This is a genomic window from Streptomyces sp. LZ34 (assembly GCF_053890475.1).
Map to the genome: position 1 here is coordinate 2928516 of NZ_CM132680.1, position 19410 is coordinate 2947925.

Here is a 19410-nt window from a genome sequence, read left to right on the forward strand (position 1 = left end):
AAAGGTATGCCTCCAAACCATTGCCCTCGCCTCTCGTGTGGACCAGGAGCATCCATGGCCGACGGAACCGAGTCCTCGCGCGCCTCTGTCAGCTCGCCGGGCGCCTCCCCACCGGACGGTGGCGCCGCGCCCGGCGAGGACGCCTATCTGGAACGCCGCACGCTGCGCCGCGGCAGCGCGGGCCCGCTGCTGCTGACCGGCCTCGGCGTCGCCTACGTCGTCTCCGGCGACTTCTCCGGCTGGAACTTCGGCCTGGCGGAGGGCGGCTTCGGCGGCCTGGCCATCGCCGCCGTGCTCATGGGCCTGATGTACACCTGCATGGTCTTCGCCCTCGCCGAACTGGCGGCCATCCTGCCCACGGCGGGCGGCGGCTACGGCTTCGCCCGGCGCGCCCTCGGCACCTGGGGCGGCTTTCTGACCGGCACGGCGATCCTCATCGAATACGTCCTGGCGCCCGCCGCGATCGCCATCTTCATCGGCGACTACGTCGAGTCGCTCGGGCTCTTCGGCCTCGAGTCCGGCTGGCCCGTCTACCTCGCCTGCTTCGTCATCTTCATCGGTATCCATCTGTGGGGCGTGGGCGAGGCCCTGCGCTTCAGCCTGATCGTCACCGCCATCGCCGTCGCCGCGCTGCTGATCTTCGCGTTCGGCGCGTTCACCGAGTTCGACTCCGGCTCCCTCGACGACATCCCGGTCGACCACTCGGCCCTCGGCGCGAGCTCCTGGCTGCCGTTCGGCCTGCTCGGCATCTGGTCGGCGTTCCCCTTCGGCATGTGGTTCTTCCTGGGCGTGGAGGGCGTGCCGCTCGCGGCCGAGGAGACCCGCGACCCGGCGCGCACCCTGCCCAGGGCCATGGCCTGGTCGGTGGGCATCCTGCTGGTGCTGGCCCTGCTCACCTTCCTCGCCGCGACCGGCGCACGCGGCGCGAACGCCGTCCAGGACGCGGGCAATCCCCTCGTCGAGGCGCTCCAGCCGGACGGCAAGGCGACCACCCTGTCCCGCACCGTCAACTACGCGGGCCTGGCCGGCCTCGTCGCCTCCTTCTTCTCCCTCATCTACGCCGGCTCACGGCAGTTGTTCGCCCTCTCCCGCGCCGGCTACCTCCCCCGCTTCCTCTCCCTGACCAGCCGCCGCAAGGCCCCCTACCTGGGCCTGCTGGTCCCCGGCGCCCTCGGCTTCGCGCTCGCGGCGGCGACCGGCGACGGCGCCCGGATGCTCAACGTCGCGGTCTTCGGCGCCACGATCTCGTACGCGCTGATGTCCCTCTCCCACATCGTGCTGCGCCGCCGCGAGCCGGGGCTGCACCGCCCGTACCGGACCCCGGGCGGGGTGGTGACCTCGTCCGTCGCCTTCGTGCTGGCCTGCTCGGCGCTCGTGGCCACCTTCCTGGTCGACAAGGACGCCGCCTTCATCGCGCTGGGCGTCTACGCCGTGGCCCTCGCCTATTTCGCCTTCTACAGTCGGCACCGTCTGGTGGCGGCGGCTCCGGAGGAGGAGTTCGCGGCGCTGGCGGAGGCGGAGGCGGAGCTGTCCCGCGACTGAGAGATTGGACCCTGCGTTGTCAAAGCCCCTCATCGGCATCAGCACCTACCTGGAGTCGGCGGTCAGCTGGGGCGTCTGGCACCAGCCCGCCGCCCTGCTCCCGGCCGGCTACCACCGCCTCGTCCAGCGCGCGGGCGGCCTCGCCGCCATGCTGCCGCCCGACCCCGAGGACCCGGCGGCGGCCCGTTCCCTGCTGTCCCGGCTGGACGGCCTGGTCATCTCCGGCGGCCCCGACGTCGAGCCCGCCCGCTACGGGGCCGAGCCCCACGAGCGGACCGGCCCGCCCGCGCGGGAACGGGACAGGTGGGAGCTCGCGCTGATCGAGGCGGCACTGGAGGACGGCATCCCGCTGCTGGGCATCTGCCGCGGCATGCAGCTGCTGAACGTCGCGCACGGCGGCACGCTCGTCCAGCACCTGGAGGGCCATGTGGGCCCGCCGGGTGTCTTCGAGCGACACGAGGTCAAGCCGGTGCCAGGCACGCTGCTGGCGCGGATCGCGCCGGAGTCGGTGTCCGTGCCGACGTACCACCACCAGGCGGTGGACCGGCTGGGCGAGGGGCTGGTGGTCTCGGCGCAGGCGACGGGGGACGGGACGGTGGAGGCGGTGGAGGTGCCGGGAGGCTCGAGCTTTGTGCTGGGGGTGCAGTGGCATCCGGAGGCGGGGGAGGATGTGCGGGTCATGCGGGCGTTGGTCGAGGCGGCGGCGCGGTGTTGACATCCGCGTCCAGGTCCAGGTCCAGCTGTGCGAAGACGATGTTCCGGACACGCCGGACGGCATTCGGGTCCAGCTCGGCGAGGACGGGCAGCGCATAGTGCCAGCCGTCGCTCGCCAGCACCTCGGCGAGCAGGCGTCGGGCGCAGGCGAGTCGCTCACCACGGGCCTCACCGCGTGGCACGGGCAGCGCGGCGCACACGTGCAAGTAGATTGCCAGATCAGGGCTCACAAGCTCCCGCTGGGCGATCGTCGATTCCTTCTCCACGCCCACCAGCAGCGCGGCCAACGCCGCGCGGGAATGCGGACGTTCCCGCTGCGGGCGGATCCTGGCGGCCGATTCCTCAGCCTTCTCGTACTCCCCGAGCGCCGCGTGGACCAGAGCGCGCGCACCGCGCTCTTCGGCGTCGGGCTGCCCGGCGGCCCTCTCGAGGTCCCGTAGGCGGGCGTCCACGCTGCTCAGCAATCGCTCCGCATCGGCGGGATGAGCATCGATCAGCGTCAGCGCCGCCAACACCAGCGTCTTGGCCGGACCGGGCGGCTCATCCTCGTGGGGCGTCAGTGTCCGCCGTCGCATCTCGTTCACGAGAAGTTGGGCACGCTCCCGGTCCCAGTCTCTGACGGCCGTGATGAGCAGTGCAAGGGTCCTTTCTCGACTCCCCGGAGTATGCGTCGCGGGCCACTGTCCAGCGGAGCCGACCAACTCGACAGCGGACGCCCGCTCTCGTTTCTCCAACCTGGACGCCAACGCGGCACCTGCCTGATGCCTCTCAGCCGTCCCTCCCCTGATCGCGTACACCAATGAGCGCGCCCGCGAGCCGTGGCCCACGTGTCCGAGCACTTCGCCCGCCATCATCAACGCCTTGTCGCGTAGCCGCTGGTCGGTCTCGGCTTCCGCGCAGTCTCCCGCCTCCTCCGCGAGCCGCGCGGCACGGCCTGGGTCGCTGTGAGAAAGCGGCACGACCACTGCGGCCAGTGCCTGAGCCCGTCGGTCGGGTCTGGTGATCATCCGCGCCAGACGCTCAGCGGAGTCGAACTCCCCGCAGGACGCGAGCGCCCCCGTGAGCGTCTCCAGATTGCCGACCCGGTCATCGGCAATCGGGCGGGCCGCCGCTTCCAGCGCCGCTTCCAAGAGCCGCGCTGCGCGAGGCGGATCGTGGTCAAGCGCCTGTTCCGCCAGGCACCCCAACGCTTCCGCCAGCCACGCAGGGTGTCCGATCCGGGGCGCACACCGCTCGGCCTCGTCGAAATGCCCAGCGGAGGCCAGTGCCTCAACGAGCCGGACCAGCAGCCAAGGAGACACCGCCACCGGGGCGCAGTTCTCTTCCAGTATCTGCCGCGCCCGTTCGAACTGCCCTGCCCGCGCCCAACCGACGGCGACCGTCTCGTAGAACGGCGCCCGGATGTCCTGCCGGAACTGACAGAGATCAGCCAGAGCATGCGCATCGGAAACCAATCCGACGTCCACCAGCGCACACACCGTAGCTTCTACAGACTTGTAGGCCGTCATGACCGGGGGTCCACCGAGCGCCCGCCTCGCATACTGAATCGCCTCGCGTGCCCATTGCGTGGCTCGCTCTGGGCAGATGTCGTGCAGGGCCGTCGCTGCCGTCGAGAGAATGGCCGCCTTTCCGATCATGTGGTCGGCGAGCTCCTGCTCAATCCGGTCGAGCAGCCGGGAAGCACGCGGGGGATCCGTGCGAGAGCACGCGCGGACAGCCGCAGACAGAATGCGGATACGTCCCCCAACTGTGAATTCGTCGGCGGCCCGCTCCGCCCTGTTCAGGATGTCAGTGGCGAACCCCGCGTCATGACGGCGTAGTGCCACGGACACCTCGGCCATGGTCACGGCGGCGTCATCCGTCATGACGTGAACGTCGTCCTCGGCCTCCGTGCCGTACGAGCCCGCCTCGCACTCCCGGCCCATGATCGCCTCGTACTTCCGTCGCGAATACACCTGCTGAAGGGACTCAGCGCGAGCCAGTGCCCATTCGCCTGCCCCCGCCGCCGCGGCAGCCACAGCGGCGTCCTTCACTACCCGGCGCGCAAAGTGCTCGCTCCCCTTCTCCGCTGTGTCCGCCCCAAGCTGCCGGGCGAGCCGCTCCGCGTCCCGCGCCAGATCGATCGCACGCGGATCGTCGTCGTCCGCCATGGCCCGCGCCACTCCGGCCAACGCCACCGCCCTGTGATACGGATCGGGGATGCTCCGCGCCAGCCCCTCCGCGCGTCCCAGCCGGCCGAGCCGCGCCATCACCCTCGGTACGTTCGAGGGCAGCGCGATGTTGCGGCGGACCATCAGGCCCTCGGCGGCGGCGAGCGCCGCCAGGCAGCCGAGATCGTCCGGGGCCCGGCGCCTGACCGAGGACCGTACCGCGTCGAGCTCGGCGAGCCCGGCGGCATCGCTGCCGGTCACCTCGCTCATACGGTCATGCCGCCGTACGTCGGCTGCGAGGTCCACTGCCCGTTCGAGATCACCGTGGCCCAGCACCATCCGCCCGTACTGCCGCAGCAGATACGGCGGCGTCTCCTCCGGCCATCCCAGCTCCCGATACTCCTTCGCCCAGCCGTGCAGCCGCTCCCGATAGGGCCCCACATCCGGCCCCAGCAGCTCCACCGCCGCCGCGAACAGCGTCTCGTGGGCGAACAGATACCCGCGGTCGTCGAACTCCCTCGCCGAATCGCCCCGGACCCGCAGGATCCGCCCGAACACCCCGTTCACCCGCTGCCGCACCTCGTACACCTTCCGCCCGCTCAGCTCGCGCAGATCCTCCGTCCGCAGACTGCCGCGCGCCGCCGCCAGCAGGCCGACGATCTCCTTCTCCAGATCATCGCCCTCCAGCGCGCGGGACAGTTCGAACTTTGCCTCGTGCTCCAGGTCCGTCACGGCTTCCGTGCTGCTCAGCGTCTTCACCGCACAGCGCCGCAGCGGATGGCCGTGCTTGACGTCCAGGGGCAGGTCGGGGTTGGGGCGGCTGGTGACGAGGACGCGGACGCCTGTGGGGAGGCGGTCCGGGAGGAGGGAGGCGATGCTGGGGCCCAGGGCGCCTGGGTTGCGGGCCGAGTGGTCCTCGTCGAGGCCGTCCACGACGAGCAGCAGGGTGCCGCCGTCCTCGGCCACCCGCTCGGCGGCCTCGGCGAGCAGCGCTCGGCGCTCGCCGTCGCGGATGGCGGGCGAGGCGTGGGCGGAGGGCTCGCGGCCGACGAGGGCCGCGAGCTGGTGGACCAGGGCCTCGGTGTAGGCCGTGCTGTCCGCTTGGCCGGCGAGCCGCGAGGTGATGAAGAACGACACCGGCACCACCCCGCGCGGTGGGTGCAGCGCGAACGACGACACCAGCGCCGTCTTGCCCGCCCAGGGGCGCCCCTGGATCCAGTGGTACGGCTCCGGGCCCGCGCAGAACTCCATCAGCTCCCGCAGTTCGTCGCGGCGCCCCACCAGCTGGACCGGGGCGATGTCCTGTAGCAGCGCCTCGTACCCGGCCTTGATCCGGCCGAGGCCGGACGGCGCGACGACGTCAGGCAGCCGCTCCGGGGCCAAAGAGCCCCCCAACAGGCCCTCCAGCCGGGAGAGTTCCGAATCCGGGATCCGCCGCGCCCATCGGTCCGCTCTGCTGACCGCGAGCCGCCCGGGCCCGTCGTCGAAGTGATGGGCGGCCACCACGCCGACGATCCGGTCGCCGCTGAAGACGGCGGCCCCCGACATGCCGTCCCAGCTGCCGTCCGGCGGCGGCACTCGGAGGTCCAGGGTGCCTTCCTTGCGGTTCGACAGCACTGAGCAGGTGCCGTGCACATGCTCGGAGTCGCGGTACGGCCTGCCGTCCTGGCCGTCCCGCAGCTTGAAGGCGGGAAAGCCCATGGCGCTGCAGCGCAGCACCGCGTCGTGCTCGCCGACCCGCCCGTACCGGGCTCCCACGACCTCGTCCGAGCGGTCCGACAGGGCGAGCACGGCGACATCGGCCCCCGCGTGTGCGAAGGCGACCTCGGCGGTCACCACACGCTCCTCGGGCCGGTGTGCCTGAAACCGCACCCGCACCCGGGCCGCCCCGGCCACCACATGGGCCGCCGTCAGCACCGTCCCCGGCGCGACCAGATAGCCGGAGCCCCGCCTTCCGGGGCCCACCGCGACCGTGACGAGCACTTCGGCCACCCGGCCGACCTCGAGCCCGGGCACGGCCGGCTCAGCGCTCCCCGTCCACCTCGGCGCCGGAGATCCGGGCGGTCGTGGTCGTACCGCCCGGACCGGTCATCGTCGGCTGGAGGGTGAGGGAGACGCGCTGGGTCTCGCTGGTCGAGTACTTGCCGTTTGCGCCCGCCTCGACGACCCAGAAGCGGACCTTGCCGTTGACTCCGCCCTCCTTGGTGACGGCCACGGTGACCTCGATCTCGATCGGGCCGACATCGAACTTCAGCGCCTCGCCGGCGCCGGCCGCTGCCGCGGCGGTCAGCTGCGCACGCAACTCGCGGATCATCTCGGACAGTTCAACCACGGGATCCCCCTCGTCACTCGTCCCGGAAGACGAAATTTTACAAGGGAGCGCCGACAGTACCGACAGCGGCGGGCAGCCGAGCGGAGGGGACGATCAGGAGTTGATCTCGTACGGGTCGCCGTACACCTTCCACTTCAGCGGGGGCTCGAGGCCGAGGTTGCCCTCGTTGAGGAACTTCCGCTGCTCGGTGTCCACCCGGCTGGTGTTGCTGTGCGCCTCCTCGCTCTGCATGGCCTTCTTGCGGGCGTCCAGGAAGGCGTTGAGGTAGGTCTTCTCGTCGCCGCCCTGCGCCGGGGTCTTGGCGTTGGACAGGGCGGTCTTGCGGATGCCGCCGAAGCTGTACTTGCTGTCGCCGGGGCCGTGCATGACGATCGCGTCGTAGTAGATGAACTGGCCGAGCGTGCCCAGTCCGTCGTCCTTGCCCTGCTTGACGGAGGGGTTGAAGTAGACGCGGTCGCGCTCGTGCTCCTGCGCGTCCTGGAAGGCCTTGTCCTGGGCGGCGGTCTTCCAGTCCTTGGTGAAGTTCGGGTCGAGGCCGGAGTGGGAGTCGCTGCCGTCGACCTTGCGCAGCGCGGGCAGGTACTTGGCGAGCACGTTGCCGGGCTTGACCTGTGTGTAGTACTCGACGAGTTCGAGCATGTCGCCGGTGCCGGAGCAGAAGCCTATGATTCCGGCGGTGTAGCCGCGGCCGTCGTCTATGTCCTCGATGTACTTGAACTGGGCGCGCCAGTCCAGCGAGGAGTTCTCGGCGCTGGAGACCAGCTTCATGGCGATCTCCTTCTTGGCGGGATCGTCCAGGTTCTTCACCGCGGCGGCCCGGTGCTCCGCCTGCGCGGCCCGCGCGGCCTGCGCCGCCTTTCCGGCCTGTGCGAACGCCGACGACGGCGTGTGCTCGGCGGCCTGGCCGATTCCGACGCTGGCGAGGACGAGCGCGGCCGGGACGGCTACGGCGGCGGCCGCGAGGCCGATCCTCTTGGGCATCTGGTTCTCCGTTCCTTGTCGACTGTGGGGGGAGCGCGCACGGGTCGTCAGGGGAAACACGATCCGTTAGGAACCTTTCCTAACCATTCAAGCGAGCATGCCATGCTCGCGACAAGGGTTAGGAACAAAGAACCGTAACCCGCGGCCGCGACAGCGCGGCCGCGGTCAGGTGGCCCGCTACGCCTGGGGAATGGGGACCGCGGCCCCCGGGCCGCCGGTCTGGTCGCCGGGGCCGCGGCCGGACGCCGCGGCGCTCCGGCCCGGCACCTGCGGCGAGACCGCCGCCGCGGCCACCGCGCCCGCCGCCGGCCGCGCCGCGATCGCCCGCCACCACGGATCCAGCGGCAGCCCCGCCACCGGCTCGAACGGCTCTCCCGGCCGGGGCACGGCCACCCGCGCGCCGACCGCCTGCGCGGCGGTCAGCGTGCCCTCGGCCGGCTCCTCCCAGGGGTGCGGGGCGAGGTTGAAGGTGCCCCAGTGGATCGGGAGCATGATCCCCCGCTCCGGCTCACCGCCCTGGAGATCGACATGGGCCCGCAGGCCCTCCTCGGGGAGCATGTGGATGTCGGGCCAGAACTCGCTGTAGGCGCCGATCTGGATCATCGTCGCGTCGAACGGCCCGTACGCCTCCCCGATCTCCGCGAAGCCGGGGAAGTACCCGGTGTCCCCGCTGTGGTAGACGCGGTGCTCCGGCCCGGCCACCACCCAGGAGGCCCACAGTGTGTGCTGGGTGTTGCGCAGCGCGCGACCGCAGAAGTGGCGGGCCGGGGTCGCGGTGAGCCGCAGGCCGGCCACCTCCGTCGACTCACGCCAGTCCAGCTCGGTCATCCGCCGCGCGGGCACCCCCCAGCGCTCCAGATGGGCGCCGACGCCCAGCGGCACCACGAACACCGCCTCCGACCGCACCAGGGCGCGGATGGTCGGCATGTCCAGGTGGTCGTAGTGGTCGTGGGAGATCACCACCACGTCGACCGGGCCGAGCTCGCGCAGCGGCACCGGCACCGGGTGGATCCGCTTCGGCCCGGCGAAGGAGAAGGGCGAACAGCGCTCGCCCCACACCGGGTCGAACAGCACCCGCCGCCCGTCGATCTCCGCCAGCACGGTCGAGTGGCCCATCCACGTCAGCCGCAGCCCGGAGGCGGGCGGAGCGGCCAGGTCGGCGAGGGTGGTGGGGTGCACCGGCACGGGCCCGGCGGGGGCCCTGCGGACGCGCTCCTCCTTGCGGAAGTACGTGGGCAGGAACTTCAGCATGGAGCCGGACGGCGCGGTGCGGGCGCCCACCGGGTTCACGAACACGCCGTTCGCGAAGTTCGGCGACCGGCGGATGCGCTCCATCCGCTCACCGGCCGGGTCCGCCCCGAAGGCGGCGGGGCGCAGGGCGGCGGTGAGCCGGGCACGTTTCTGGCTGGGGCCGGTCACGGCACCTCCTGGGTGAAGGGGCGGACCCCTCGTACGGTCTGCGGCGTGGCAGCGCGGCGGGGACCGCCGCGCTGCTTAGGACAACTCGCGAGACCGCCGACGTTGTTCCGCTGGGTTCTGCCGATCAGCAGCCGAGGTTCGATCCGGGGGTGGTGCCCAGTATCTGGACGAACCTCTGATAGGCGTCGATCCGGCTCTGCACCTGGCCGGGGTTTCCACCGTTGCACTCGATGCTGCCGTTGATGCTGCGGATCGTCTCGCCGAAGCCCCGCTGGTTGACCATCGCGTCGTGCGGGGTCATGGTGCCCGGTCCGGTCTGGGTGTTCCAGTACCACAGGGCGGTCTTCCAGGAGACCGCGGCGTCCCGCTCGACCAGGTACGGGTTGTTCAGCAGGTCGATGCCCAGCGCGTCACCGGCCGCCTTGTAGTTGAAGTTCCAGCTGAGCTGGATCGGCCCGCGGCCGTAGTACGCGGCCTGGCCGGCCGGGCAGCCGTAGGGCCGGCTCCAGTCGCAGTAGTGCGGGTAGTTGGCCTGGTTCTGCTCCACGATGTACACCAGGCCACCGGTCTCGTGGCTGACGTTGGCCAGGAAGGCGGCCGCCTCCTGCTTCTTGACGGTGTCGCTGCCGGTGTTCGCGAAGCCGGGGTAGGCGCTCAGGGCGGCGGTCAGACCCTGGTAGGTGTAGAACGAATTCCGGCCCGGGAACATCTGGTTGAACTGCGCCTCGCTCACCACGAACCCCGCCGGGTTCTGCCCGGAGCCGCAGTCGTACGGGTCCCAGTACCAGGTGCTGATGGTGGGGTCATAGCCCGGGTTGTCATGTTCGGCGCGGTAGTACTTGCCGTCGGTGTACTTCACGATGTCGCCCGCCACGTACCACTTGCCGGCGACCCAGTCCGGGTAGGAGCAGGCCGCACGGGGGGTGGTGGCCGTGGAGGCCGCCGAAGCGGAGGCCATGGGCATGACAAACAGAAGGGCGCAGACGGCCGCGGCGGCGGCGAGACAGGCCCGGAGGCGTTTTGCGATCAAGACTCCTCCTTCAGGGGGGACTTGAGGGTCAGGGGGACCTCAGACCACTCAAGCGGACTTGGTCTATACCAGTCAAGGTCTAGACCAAGTCGTTCCCATCCCCCCTGCGGCCTCATGCGGTCATGTCTGGCGCTCCGGGGCGTATCCGTCGGCATCCAGGCCGAAGGTCCAGGCGACGCCCTCACGGGCGGTGGCGGTGCGCGGCGGCACGCGCAGCCAGTACGTGCGATGCGTCCCGTCCGGCTCCGGCGTGGAGTTGACCACCTCGACCATCGTCACCGGCTCGTCCCCGGCCATCTCGATGCGCCACAGCACCCCGGTCTCGTCGCGGTGCAGCGGCCGCGCCCCGGACTCCGTGAGATAGCGGTCATAGCCGTAGTGCTCCAGCATGACGCGGCGCAGCTCCGCGTTCTCCTCGGCGCGGATGCGCTCGGCGGTCAGCTCGGACAGCTGCTCGAGGAAGGCCGCGGGCACCGGCATGCCCCGCCACGCGTACAGCGCGAAGCCGTCGGGGTAGTCCAGCGCGGGCCCGGCGCCGCTGTCGAGGCGGCCCGCCTCGTCGCGGTGCAGCGTGACCGGACGCTCGGCGATGACCACGGCCTTCTCGTACGGCCACCACCACCCCGCGGAGCGCGCCACCGCGGCCGGGCCGGCGAGCTCGTCGGCATCCGCGCCCTCGTCCGAGCCGGCCTCGCCCTCTTCGGTCACCGCCGCCAGCCACGGCGCGTCGTGCTGGCCGAGCACCGCGTCCAGCATGGCCAGCCGGACGGCGGATTCCCGGTCCCGGTCCGACTGCGCCGCCAAGGCCTCGACGACTCCGGTGCGGACACGCTCGATGAGGGAGCGGGTGACGTCCCACAGCGGCGCGCCCGTCAGGGCCCATCGCTCGGCCCAGCCGGAGCTGCCGAGCGCGCCGTGCAGCCGCTGTCGCGCGGCCGCCCACGGAAGGGTGCGCACCGCCTCCCGTACGCAGGAACCCGCCGCGCCCGCCTCCGGCTCGACCCCCGCCGCGCGCAGCGCGCCGGCCGCCCGGTCGGCGATCGCCTGCGGCAGTGCGCCACCCTGGCCGGTCAGCAGCATCGCCGCCGCCGTGCCCTCCAGCGGGGAGTCGACCCACACGATCCGCTCCGGGCGCGCCACCCCGGCCGCGTCGTAGGCCAGCCGCACACCCTCCTCGGCGGCCCGGCGGTCGGCCGGGCCCGTGGCCGCGGCCACCGCCCGCCACCGCTCGACCGGGGTCAGGGTTTCCGCACTGCCCGGACCCGCGATGTCCGATGCCGTCGTCATGGAGCTCATGGTTTTTATCTCCCGTTTCCCAGTCCCGGTTCTCAGTCCGCCACGACGCGCACGGCGCCCGGCATGTACTCCCGCTGCCGGACCACGCGGTACCACCCCTTGGGCAGCGGTATCGCCGCGTGTTCCTCGTGCACCACCCGCCCGCCATCCGGCAGATGGAGGTACGACACGCCGAACGGCCCCGACTCGCGCACCAGCGTGCCCGGCCCGACCACCGCATGGGCGTGTCCGGTCACCTCGCCCAGCGCCAGCACCAGCCGCCCCCGCGGGTCCCGCGGCTGCCGCGGCAGCGCTTCGGTGTTCGGCGGCAGGGCCTCCTCGGCCACCGGCACGATCAGCACGTCTCCCTGTCGGTACATGCGCTTCTCCTTTTTCACCGCACAGCGGCGTCCGGGCCCACCGCTCGTACGGGGGCCGGTCGATGTCCACGACGTTAGGCGCGGGGTCTGACAACGCTTCGGCAACGCCCGCCGCCCCCGCTGTCGGTGGGGCTTGGTAGAACTCTTCGCACGCCCTTCGGAAACGGGCACGCCCACACGAAGCATCAGGAGATCTCCCGGCATGGACTACGCCGAAAACCACGACGCGCTGCACGGCCTCCCGGCCTTCGACTTCCCGGCGCCCGACGAGGTGCCGGAGCTGCCCGAGCCGGAGACCGTGGCATGGCGGCTCTCCTACGACCCGTACGGCGACTCGGGTCCGGACCACAACTTCGCCGACTGCTTCCAGCGGTTCCTGGACACGGTGGACACCTCCCGGGTGCGCGCGCTGATCTTCGGCGTATGGGGCGAGGCGTACGCGAACGACTCCAGCATGGTCATCGAGCCGCTCGTCGCCGCCAAGGACCGGTTCCCCTCCCTCGAGGCGGTCTTCATCGGCGACATCGCCGCGGAGCAGGCCGAGATCTCCTGGATCCAGCAGTCCGATGTCACCCGGGTCCTCGACGCCTTCCCCGGGCTGCGAGAGCTGAAGATCCGCGGCGGCACGGGGCTGGTGTTCCCGGCCGTCACCCACGAGCGCCTGCACACGCTCCGCTTCGAGAGCGGCGGGCTGCCGGGCACGGCGGTGCGCGGCGTCTGCGACAGCGAACTGCCCGCGCTGGAGCGGCTGGAGATGTGGCTGGGGGTGAGCGAGTACGGGGGCGACTCGACCGTCGCGGACCTCGGCGGGCTCCTCTCGGAGGGCCGCTTCCCCGAGCTGCGCCACCTGGGCCTGCAGAACAGCGAGATCCAGGACGAGATAGCCACCGCCGTCGCCGCCGCCCCCGTCGTCGCCCAGCTCACCTCCCTCGACCTGTCCATGGGCGTACTGACCGACGCGGGCGCCGAGGCCCTGCTCGGCGGCCAACCGCTCACCCACCTCAAGGCCCTCGACCTCCACTACAACTTCTTCTCCGAGGCGATGGAGCAGCGGCTGCGCGAAGCCCTGGAGCCCTCCGGCGTGGAGCTCGACCTCTCCGAAAAGGGCGACGAGGACGAGGACGAGGACGACGGAGAGGTCGAGGTGTGGCGTTACACCGCGGTCGCCGAGTGACGACCCCCTTACCCGAGACCTCGAGAGCCGCACGCCACGACGACCGAAAGGACCGCCCCGCCTCATGATCAGCGAACTCCTGGAGTCCTTCGCGGGTCTCCCCGTCGCCGACTTCACCACCTCCGGGACCGACTCCACCGATCTGCCGCCCGCCGATGCCGTCGCCTGGCGGCTGGCCTGCGGCTGGGACGATGAGCGTCCCTTCGGGCTGCTGTGGCGGGACTTCCTGGAGACCGTCCCGGCAGACCGGATCCGCGCGATCGTCATCGGCAGCTGGTGGGACGAGGGCGGATACAGCAATGTGCGGCCGGTGCTCGATCTGCTGACGGAGTCGGCCGGGCGCCTGCCGGCGCTGCGGTCGCTCTTCCTCGGCGATGTGACGGGCGAGGAGTGCGAGCTGTCCTGGCTGGAGATGAACGATGTCACGCCCGTGGTCGAGGCGTACCCGCTGCTCGAGGAGTTCGTGGCGCGCGGCTGCGGCTACGGGGGGCCCGAGGAGGAGCTGTCCTTCCGTCCCGTACGCCATGAGCGGCTGCGGACGCTGCGGTTCGAGTCCGGCGGTCTGCCCGCCGAGGTCGTCCGGGCCGTCTGCGACAGCGAACTCCCCCGCCTGGAGCACCTGGCGCTGTGGCTGGGGGTCGACCAGTACGGCGGCGACGCGAGCCTCGCCGACCTCGCGCCGCTGCTGGCCGGTGGCCGCTTCCCGGAGCTGCGCCACCTGGGCCTGCAGAACAGCGAGATCCAGGACGAGATAGCCACCGCCGTCGCCGCCGCCCCCGTCGTCGCCCAGCTCACCTCCCTCGACCTGTCCATGGGCGTACTGACCGACGCGGGCGCCGAGGCCCTGCTCGGCGGCCAACCGCTCACCCACCTCAAGGCCCTCGACCTCCACCACCACTACCTGAGCGACAAGCTGGCTCAGCGGGTGCGCGACGCGCTGGAGCCGAGCGGGGTCGAGGTGAACCTCTCGGAGCAGCAACAGGCGGAGAGGTACGACTGGGACGAGAGCAATGAGGAGCACCGCTATGTCGCCGTCTCCGAATGAGACGCGCCATGAGGGGCGCCCCGACGTGCGCTTCGCGGTGGTCGGCAACCCCGGTGGCCGCCGGGTGGAGATGTTCGCGGACGCCGTGCTGGCGGCGGGCCTGCCCGCGCCCCGGGTGCTGCCCTGGCGCGAGGTGCTGTACGACAGCAGGCCCCGCTTCGAGCCCGGCGAGACGGTGCGACTGGACTCCCCGGGCGAGGACGAGGAGGTGGAGCTGCTGCTGCGCGGCGCCGACGACCCGACCCGCGTCGAGGGCACCGCGCGCTGGTACGCCCGGTTCACCGGCGCCGTGCGCCAGGTCGCCGAGGCGGCCCGTACAGCGGGCGCGGCGGTGCTGGACGACCCGGACGAGCTGGCCGTCATGTTCGACAAGCGGCTGTGCCACGGCGTGCTGAGCGAGGCCGGGGTCCCGGTGCCGCCGTCGCCGACCTCCGGGTCCCAGGCGCCGCCCGTCCGCGGCTGGGAGGACGTACGGGCGATGCTGGCCGGCTCCGGCGGGCTGCGCCGCGCCTTTGTGAAGCTCGCGCACGGCTCGTCCGCCTCCGGGGTGCTCGCCGTCGAATGGGGCGCCCACGGCCGGGTGCGCGCGGCGACCTCGGTCGAGCGCACGGAAGACGGGCGGCTGTTCAACTCCCTGCGGGTGCGCCGGTACGAGACGGAGGCGGAGATCGCCGCGATCGTCGACACGCTGGCCCCCGACGGGCTGCACATCGAGCGCTGGGTGCCCAAGGCGGCGCAGCACGGCCGCGCCGCCGACCTGCGCGTCGTCGTGGTCGACGGGCGAGCGAGCCACGCCGTGGTGCGCACCAGCCGCTCCCCCATGACCAACCTCCACCTCGGCGGCATCCGCGGCGATCTGGCCGCCGCGCGCGCCGCGGCGGAGGCGGCCGGGGCGTCCTGGGACGAGGTGCTGGGCCTGGCGGAGCGGGCGGCGGCCTGCTTCCCCGGCACCCTGTGCGTCGGCGTCGATCTGCTGCCCGGCACCGGATGGCGGCGCTTCTCGGTCGGCGAGGTCAACGCCTTCGGCGATCTGCTGCCCCGGCTGACCGGTCTGCCCGGCAGCGGCGCGGAGGGCCTGGACACCTACGGCGCGCAGGTCGCGGCCGTGGTCCGGCGGCGAAAGCTCACGGCAAGCGAGGCCGCAAGAGGGGCGGCAGGCGAAGTGGCGGGAGGGGGTGGCGCCGATGCCCTTGGCTGAGCCCGATATGAACGAGGTCGTGGGCAGCCACGATCTGCTGCTGGTCACCTTGGACACGCTGCGCTACGACGTGGCGGCCGAGCTGGCGGCCGAGGGCCGGATCCCGCATCTGGCGAGCCGGCTCCCCGGCGGGGTATGGGACAAGCGGCATGCGCCGGGCAGCTTCACCTACGCCTCGCACCAGGCGATGTTCGCCGGGTTCCTGCCCACGCCGGCCACGCCGGGCCCGCACCGGCGGCTGTTCGCCGCCCGGTTCGCGGGCAGCGAGACCACCGCCGAGGGGACCTTTGTGTTCGACACCCCGGACCTGGTGTCCGGGCTCGCGGCCGCCGGGTACCACACGGTGTGCGTGGGCGGGGTGGGGTTCTTCAACAAGCGGGGCCCGCTGGGCTCGGTGCTCCCCGGCCTCTTCCAGGAGAGCCACTGGGAGCCGGAGTTCGGCGTTCCGTCCCCCACCTCCTTCGAGGCGCAGGTCGCGTGTGCCGAGAAGGTCATCGCCGGGCCGGCGCCGGACCGACGGCTGTTCCTCTTTGTGAACGTCTCGGCGCTGCACCAGCCCAACTGGTTCCATCTGCCCGGCGCGACCCGTGAGGCGGGCGACTCGCGCGCCACACACGCCGCCGCGCTGGAGTACGTCGACCGGCACATCGGCCGGCTGTTCTCCGCGATGGGCGACCGCGGCCCCGGCTTCGCGATCGTCTGCTCCGACCACGGCACCGCGTACGGAGACGACGGCTACACGGGCCACCGGCTCGGCCATGAAGTCGTCTGGACCGTGCCGTACACCCACTTCTTCCTCGAGGCCTCATGAGCACCAGCACCACTGCCAGCACCAACACCAACACCGGTGTCGCCGGCACCCCCGGCACTGTCAGCCCGTACCAGTCGTATGTCTACGCGTACCCGCACAAGACCGCCTACCGCCCGCTGGACCCGCGCCCCGCGCTGCGCGACCTGTGGGCGGCCGAGCCCAAGGACTCGCTGTCGCTGTATGTGCACATCCCCTTCTGCGAGGTGCGCTGCGGCTTCTGCAACCTCTTCACGCGCGTCGGCGCCCCCGAGGGGCTGGTGAGCGCCTATCTCGACGCCCTGGAGCGGCAGGCGGACACGGTCCGCGAGGCTCTCGGCGAGGGGGCCCGCTTCGCCACGGCCGCCTTCGGCGGCGGCACCCCGACCTTCCTGGAGGCGGCCGAGCTGGAGCGGCTGTGCGATGTCGCGGGCCGCCGGATGGGGGCCGATCTGGCGGCCGTTCCGCTCTCGGTCGAGGCCTCCCCGGCCACCGCCACCGCCGACCGGCTGGCCGTGCTGGCCGAGCGCGGCACCACCCGGCTGAGCCTGGGGGTGCAGAGCTTTGTGGACGCCGAGGCGCGCTCGGCGGTGCGGCCGCAGCACCGGGCCGATGTCGAGGCCGCGCTGGGGCGGATCCGCGAGGCCGGTATCCCCGTGCTGAACATCGACCTGATCTACGGCATCGACGGGCAGACCGAGCGGAGTTGGCGGCAGTCGCTGGACGCCGCCCTGGCCTGGCGCCCCGAGGAGCTGTATCTGTATCCGCTGTACGTGCGCCCGCTGACCGGTCTGGGGCGCCGCGACGCGGCGGCCACGGACGCGGAGTGGGACGCCCAGCGGCTGCGGCTGTACCGCTCGGGCCGGGACCATCTGCTCGCCCATGGCTATGAGCAGGTGTCGATGCGCATGTTCCGCCGCCTGGGCTCTGTCGGGGCGGGCGCGCCCGGGACCGGCGGGGAGGACTACGCCTGCCAGACCGACGGCATGGTCGGGCTGGGCTGCGGCGCCCGCTCGTACACCTCCGCGCTGCACTACTCGTTCGACTACGCGGTGGACATGCGGGAGATCCGCGGCATCATCGACGACTACACGGCCCGGCCCGCGGCCGACTTCGCGCGCGCCGAGGTGGGCCGCGCGATGACCGCCGACGAGGCCCGGCGGCGCCACCTCCTCCAGTCGGTCCTACAGGCGGAGGGGATGCCGGTCGCCGGCTACCGGGCCCGGTTCGGCACCGACCCGGCCGAGGACTTCCCCACCGAGCTGGCGCGGTTCGCCGAGCGCGGCTGGCTGGATCCGGACGCCGCCCCCGGCCTGCTGCGGCTCTCCCCCGAGGGGCTGGCGCACTCCGACGCGCTGGGGCCCGAGCTGTTCTCCCCGGCGGTGCGCGCCGCCATGGCCGACTACGACCTGAAGTGAGGCGGCCGGCGTGGACCTGACGATCCTCTACCGAGGCCCGCTGGCCTCGTGCGACTACGACTGCCCGTACTGCCCGTTCGCCAAGCGGCGCGACACCCCGGAGCAGCTGCGCGCCGACCGGGCCGCCCTGGAGCGCTTCACCGCGTGGGCCGCGGCGAACACCGGCGACCGGCTGTCGGTGCTGTTCACCCCGTGGGGTGAGGGCCTGGTGCGCTCCTGGTACCGCCGTGCGCTGACCGAGCTCAGCCGGCTGCCGCAGATCGCGCGGGTGGCGATGCAGACGAATCTGAGCTGCCGTACGGGCTGGCTGGCGGAGGCCGACCTGGACACCCTGGCGCTGTGGTGCACCTTCCACCCGGGCCAGACGCCGTACGACCGGTTTCTGGCCAAGAGCCGTGAGCTGGCGGCGCTCGGGGTGCGCCACAGCGTCGGCATCGTCGGCCTGCCCGAGCACCTGGAGCCCGCCCGGAGGCTGCGCGCCGATCTGCCCACGCAGGTCTATCTGTGGGTCAACGCCGCCGAGGGGCGCTCCTATACGAACGAGGAAGCGGCCGAGTGGACCGCGCTCGACCCGCTGTTCGGCTACAGCCGCCATGCGCACCGAAGCGCCGGCCTCCCATGCCGGACCGGCGCCTCGGTGATCTCGGTGGACGGCGACGGCACGGTGCGCCGCTGCCATTTCGTCCGTGCGGAGCTGGGCAACCTCTACGACGGCTCGTACCGCCCGGCCCTCGCGCCCCGCCCCTGCCCGCTCGCGGTCTGCGACTGCCACATCGGCTATGTGCACCTGGAGTCGCTGCCGCTGTACGACGTGTTCGCGGGCGGGGTGCTGGAGCGGATTCCGGCCGCCGTCGGCGCGGGCTCAGGGCTTGCGCCCCACCCCGCCGTAAACGCCCGCGTCGGCGCGTTTCCTCCGCTCCGGTGAGCGGCCGTCCGGCCGCCACAGCGGCACCTGGACCAGGCCGGGCTCCAGCAGCGGAAACCCGTCGAAGAACGGCAGGATCTCGGCGTGGCCGCGCAGGTTGAGGCTGGCCGTGGACTTCCGGTACACCTCCGCGGCGACGTCGGCTCGGTCGGTGAAGTCCAGGGTGCCGTGGCTGATCACCAGACAGCTGCCCGGAACCAGCCGTTCGGTGAGGGCGGCGACGATCCCGGCCGGGTCCTCCTCGTCCTTGACGAAGTGCAACACCGCGACCAGCAGCACCGCCACCGGCTTGGTGAAGTCGACGAACTCCCGCACCGCGGGCCGGTCGAGGACCTCGGCGGGCTTGCGCACATCCCCCAGCGCGAAGCCCGTGCCACCCGTGTTCGTCAGCTTGGCGCTCGCGTGGGTGGCGACGATCGGATCGTTGTCGATATAGACCACTCGGGTTTCCGGCGCGATCTCCCGGGCAATCTCATGGGTGTTCGGCGACGTCGGGATACCGGTCCCGATGTCGATGATCTGCCGTATCCCGCCCGCGACGACGGTGCGCACGGCCCGGAGCAGAAACTCCCGGTTGGCGCGGGCGGTGCCGCGGATGGTCGGCGTCCCTTCGAGAATGCGGTCGGCCGCCCTGCGGTCGACCTCGTAGTTGTCCCAGCCCCCGAGGTAGTAGTCGTACATCCGGGCCGGATGAGGCGTGCTGGTATCTATCTCCTGGACGGAGAATCCTTGGTCGGTCACACCGTTCTCCATTTTTCGGTCACTCACTCCCCTGTGACCCGTGGCCGCGTCAGGCGAGCAGGAAGTCCGCTTCGCCGGCTTTCGCACCCTGGATGAACCGCTTCATCTCCAGGTGCGTGTAGATGAGGGCAGGTCCGTCGGGATCCGTGGACTGGCGCAGCGCCACTCGCCCGTCCTTCAGCCTCATCGCCTCGACGCAACTTCCCCCGTTGCCACCACTCCACGGCTTGTGCCAGCCCTCGGTGCCGAGGTCCGTCGCCGGCATTCCGCTGTAGACGCGGTCCCTGCGCATGCGATCC

General features: G+C 71.9%; 17 protein-coding genes. 8 read left to right on the plus strand and 9 right to left on the minus strand.

The features are described from left to right. The first annotated feature begins 54 nt into the window (after positions 1–54). Both eat and ACWY4P_RS10910 read left to right on the plus strand, forming a co-directional pair. The gene (gene eat / locus ACWY4P_RS10905) at positions 55–1542 is read left to right on the plus strand and encodes an ethanolamine permease (RefSeq protein WP_456210184.1); all 1488 of its coding nucleotides are present in this window, start codon (positions 55–57) and stop codon (positions 1540–1542) included. Positions 1543–1558: 16 nt separating this feature from the next. Then, positions 1559–2257, plus strand: coding sequence for a gamma-glutamyl-gamma-aminobutyrate hydrolase family protein (locus ACWY4P_RS10910; protein ID WP_456210186.1), 699 nt, complete (start codon positions 1559–1561; stop codon positions 2255–2257). On the opposite strand, the gene ACWY4P_RS10915 is transcribed toward ACWY4P_RS10910, so the two are convergent. The 7 genes from ACWY4P_RS10915 to ACWY4P_RS10945 all read right to left on the minus strand — a co-directional run bounded on the left by ACWY4P_RS10915 (position 2220) and on the right by ACWY4P_RS10945 (position 11823). Then, positions 2220–6422: a trypsin-like peptidase domain-containing protein gene (locus tag ACWY4P_RS10915; protein WP_456210187.1), complete on the minus strand. Its 4203-nt coding sequence runs from the start codon at positions 6420–6422 to the stop codon at positions 2220–2222. The genes ACWY4P_RS10910 and ACWY4P_RS10915 overlap by 38 nt on opposite strands. 7 nt (positions 6423–6429) lie before the next feature. Beyond that, positions 6430–6738, minus strand: a complete 309-nt coding sequence (locus tag ACWY4P_RS10920; protein WP_456210189.1) for a trypco2 family protein — start codon at positions 6736–6738, stop codon at positions 6430–6432. A 93-nt stretch (positions 6739–6831) separates the two neighbouring features. Further along, positions 6832–7719 (minus strand): chitosanase, encoded by an 888-nt coding sequence (locus ACWY4P_RS10925; RefSeq protein WP_456210191.1) that lies wholly within the window; start codon positions 7717–7719, stop codon positions 6832–6834. Between the two features lie 177 nt (positions 7720–7896). Continuing rightward, on the minus strand, positions 7897–9138 hold the full coding sequence (locus ACWY4P_RS10930) for an MBL fold metallo-hydrolase (protein WP_456210193.1): 1242 nt from the start codon (positions 9136–9138) through the stop codon (positions 7897–7899). Between the two features lie 124 nt (positions 9139–9262). After that, positions 9263–10102 (minus strand): glycoside hydrolase family 19 protein, encoded by an 840-nt coding sequence (locus ACWY4P_RS10935; protein WP_456212879.1) that lies wholly within the window; start codon positions 10100–10102, stop codon positions 9263–9265. 186 nt (positions 10103–10288) lie between these two features. Next, positions 10289–11455: a DUF6745 domain-containing protein gene (locus tag ACWY4P_RS10940; protein WP_456210194.1), complete on the minus strand. Its 1167-nt coding sequence runs from the start codon at positions 11453–11455 to the stop codon at positions 10289–10291. 41 nt (positions 11456–11496) lie between these two features. Continuing rightward, positions 11497–11823: a hypothetical protein gene (locus ACWY4P_RS10945; RefSeq protein WP_456210196.1), complete on the minus strand. Its 327-nt coding sequence runs from the start codon at positions 11821–11823 to the stop codon at positions 11497–11499. A gap of 202 nt (positions 11824–12025) precedes the next feature. Between ACWY4P_RS10945 and ACWY4P_RS10950 the strand changes: the two genes are divergently transcribed. From ACWY4P_RS10950 to ACWY4P_RS10975, 6 genes are all read left to right on the plus strand, one after another. Further along, positions 12026–12997, plus strand: a complete 972-nt coding sequence (locus tag ACWY4P_RS10950; protein WP_456210198.1) for an STM4015 family protein — start codon at positions 12026–12028, stop codon at positions 12995–12997. 64 nt (positions 12998–13061) lie between these two features. Beyond that, positions 13062–14042, plus strand: coding sequence for an STM4015 family protein (locus ACWY4P_RS10955; protein WP_456210199.1), 981 nt, complete (start codon positions 13062–13064; stop codon positions 14040–14042). After that, positions 14023–15240 (plus strand): STM4014 family protein, encoded by a 1218-nt coding sequence (locus ACWY4P_RS10960; RefSeq protein ID WP_456210201.1) that lies wholly within the window; start codon positions 14023–14025, stop codon positions 15238–15240. Before ACWY4P_RS10955 ends, ACWY4P_RS10960 begins: the two co-directional genes overlap by 20 nt. A 7-nt stretch (positions 15241–15247) precedes the next feature. Continuing rightward, positions 15248–16051 (plus strand): STM4013/SEN3800 family hydrolase, encoded by an 804-nt coding sequence (locus ACWY4P_RS10965; protein WP_456212880.1) that lies wholly within the window; start codon positions 15248–15250, stop codon positions 16049–16051. Beyond that, positions 16048–17445 (plus strand): STM4012 family radical SAM protein, encoded by a 1398-nt coding sequence (locus tag ACWY4P_RS10970; protein WP_456210203.1) that lies wholly within the window; start codon positions 16048–16050, stop codon positions 17443–17445. Before ACWY4P_RS10965 ends, ACWY4P_RS10970 begins: the two co-directional genes overlap by 4 nt. Before the next feature lie 10 nt (positions 17446–17455). Further along, positions 17456–18370 (plus strand): STM4011 family radical SAM protein, encoded by a 915-nt coding sequence (locus ACWY4P_RS10975; RefSeq protein ID WP_456210205.1) that lies wholly within the window; start codon positions 17456–17458, stop codon positions 18368–18370. On the opposite strand, the gene ACWY4P_RS10980 is transcribed toward ACWY4P_RS10975, so the two are convergent. Both ACWY4P_RS10980 and ACWY4P_RS10985 read right to left on the minus strand, forming a co-directional pair. Next, positions 18308–19123, minus strand: coding sequence for an SAM-dependent methyltransferase (locus tag ACWY4P_RS10980; protein WP_456210207.1), 816 nt, complete (start codon positions 19121–19123; stop codon positions 18308–18310). The genes ACWY4P_RS10975 and ACWY4P_RS10980 overlap by 63 nt on opposite strands. Before the next feature lie 37 nt (positions 19124–19160). Then, positions 19161–19403 carry a DUF397 domain-containing protein gene (locus ACWY4P_RS10985; protein ID WP_456212881.1) on the minus strand — a complete coding sequence of 81 codons (243 nt, stop codon included), beginning with the start codon at positions 19401–19403 and terminating at the stop codon, positions 19161–19163. Between the last annotated feature and the right edge of the window lie 7 nt (positions 19404–19410).

What these genes read in the sequence shown, in the direction of transcription:
- eat (WP_456210184.1), top strand. Translation starts at nt 55, where the DNA reads ATGGCCGACGGAACCGAGTCCTCGCGCGCCTCTGTCAGCTCGCCGGGC.
- ACWY4P_RS10935 (WP_456212879.1), bottom strand. Translation starts at nt 10,102, where the DNA reads ATGCCCATGGCCTCCGCTTCGGCGGCCTCCACGGCCACCACCCCCCGT.
- ACWY4P_RS10960 (WP_456210201.1), top strand. Translation starts at nt 14,023, where the DNA reads ATGTCGCCGTCTCCGAATGAGACGCGCCATGAGGGGCGCCCCGACGTG.
- ACWY4P_RS10970 (WP_456210203.1), top strand. Translation starts at nt 16,048, where the DNA reads ATGAGCACCAGCACCACTGCCAGCACCAACACCAACACCGGTGTCGCC.
- ACWY4P_RS10945 (WP_456210196.1), bottom strand. Translation starts at nt 11,823, where the DNA reads ATGTACCGACAGGGAGACGTGCTGATCGTGCCGGTGGCCGAGGAGGCC.
- ACWY4P_RS10980 (WP_456210207.1), bottom strand. Translation starts at nt 19,123, where the DNA reads ATGGAGAACGGTGTGACCGACCAAGGATTCTCCGTCCAGGAGATAGAT.
- ACWY4P_RS10965 (WP_456212880.1), top strand. Translation starts at nt 15,248, where the DNA reads ATGAACGAGGTCGTGGGCAGCCACGATCTGCTGCTGGTCACCTTGGAC.
- ACWY4P_RS10955 (WP_456210199.1), top strand. Translation starts at nt 13,062, where the DNA reads ATGATCAGCGAACTCCTGGAGTCCTTCGCGGGTCTCCCCGTCGCCGAC.
- ACWY4P_RS10925 (WP_456210191.1), bottom strand. Translation starts at nt 7,719, where the DNA reads ATGCCCAAGAGGATCGGCCTCGCGGCCGCCGCCGTAGCCGTCCCGGCC.
- ACWY4P_RS10940 (WP_456210194.1), bottom strand. Translation starts at nt 11,455, where the DNA reads ATGACGACGGCATCGGACATCGCGGGTCCGGGCAGTGCGGAAACCCTG.
- ACWY4P_RS10950 (WP_456210198.1), top strand. Translation starts at nt 12,026, where the DNA reads ATGGACTACGCCGAAAACCACGACGCGCTGCACGGCCTCCCGGCCTTC.
- ACWY4P_RS10985 (WP_456212881.1), bottom strand. Translation starts at nt 19,403, where the DNA reads ATGCGCAGGGACCGCGTCTACAGCGGAATGCCGGCGACGGACCTCGGC.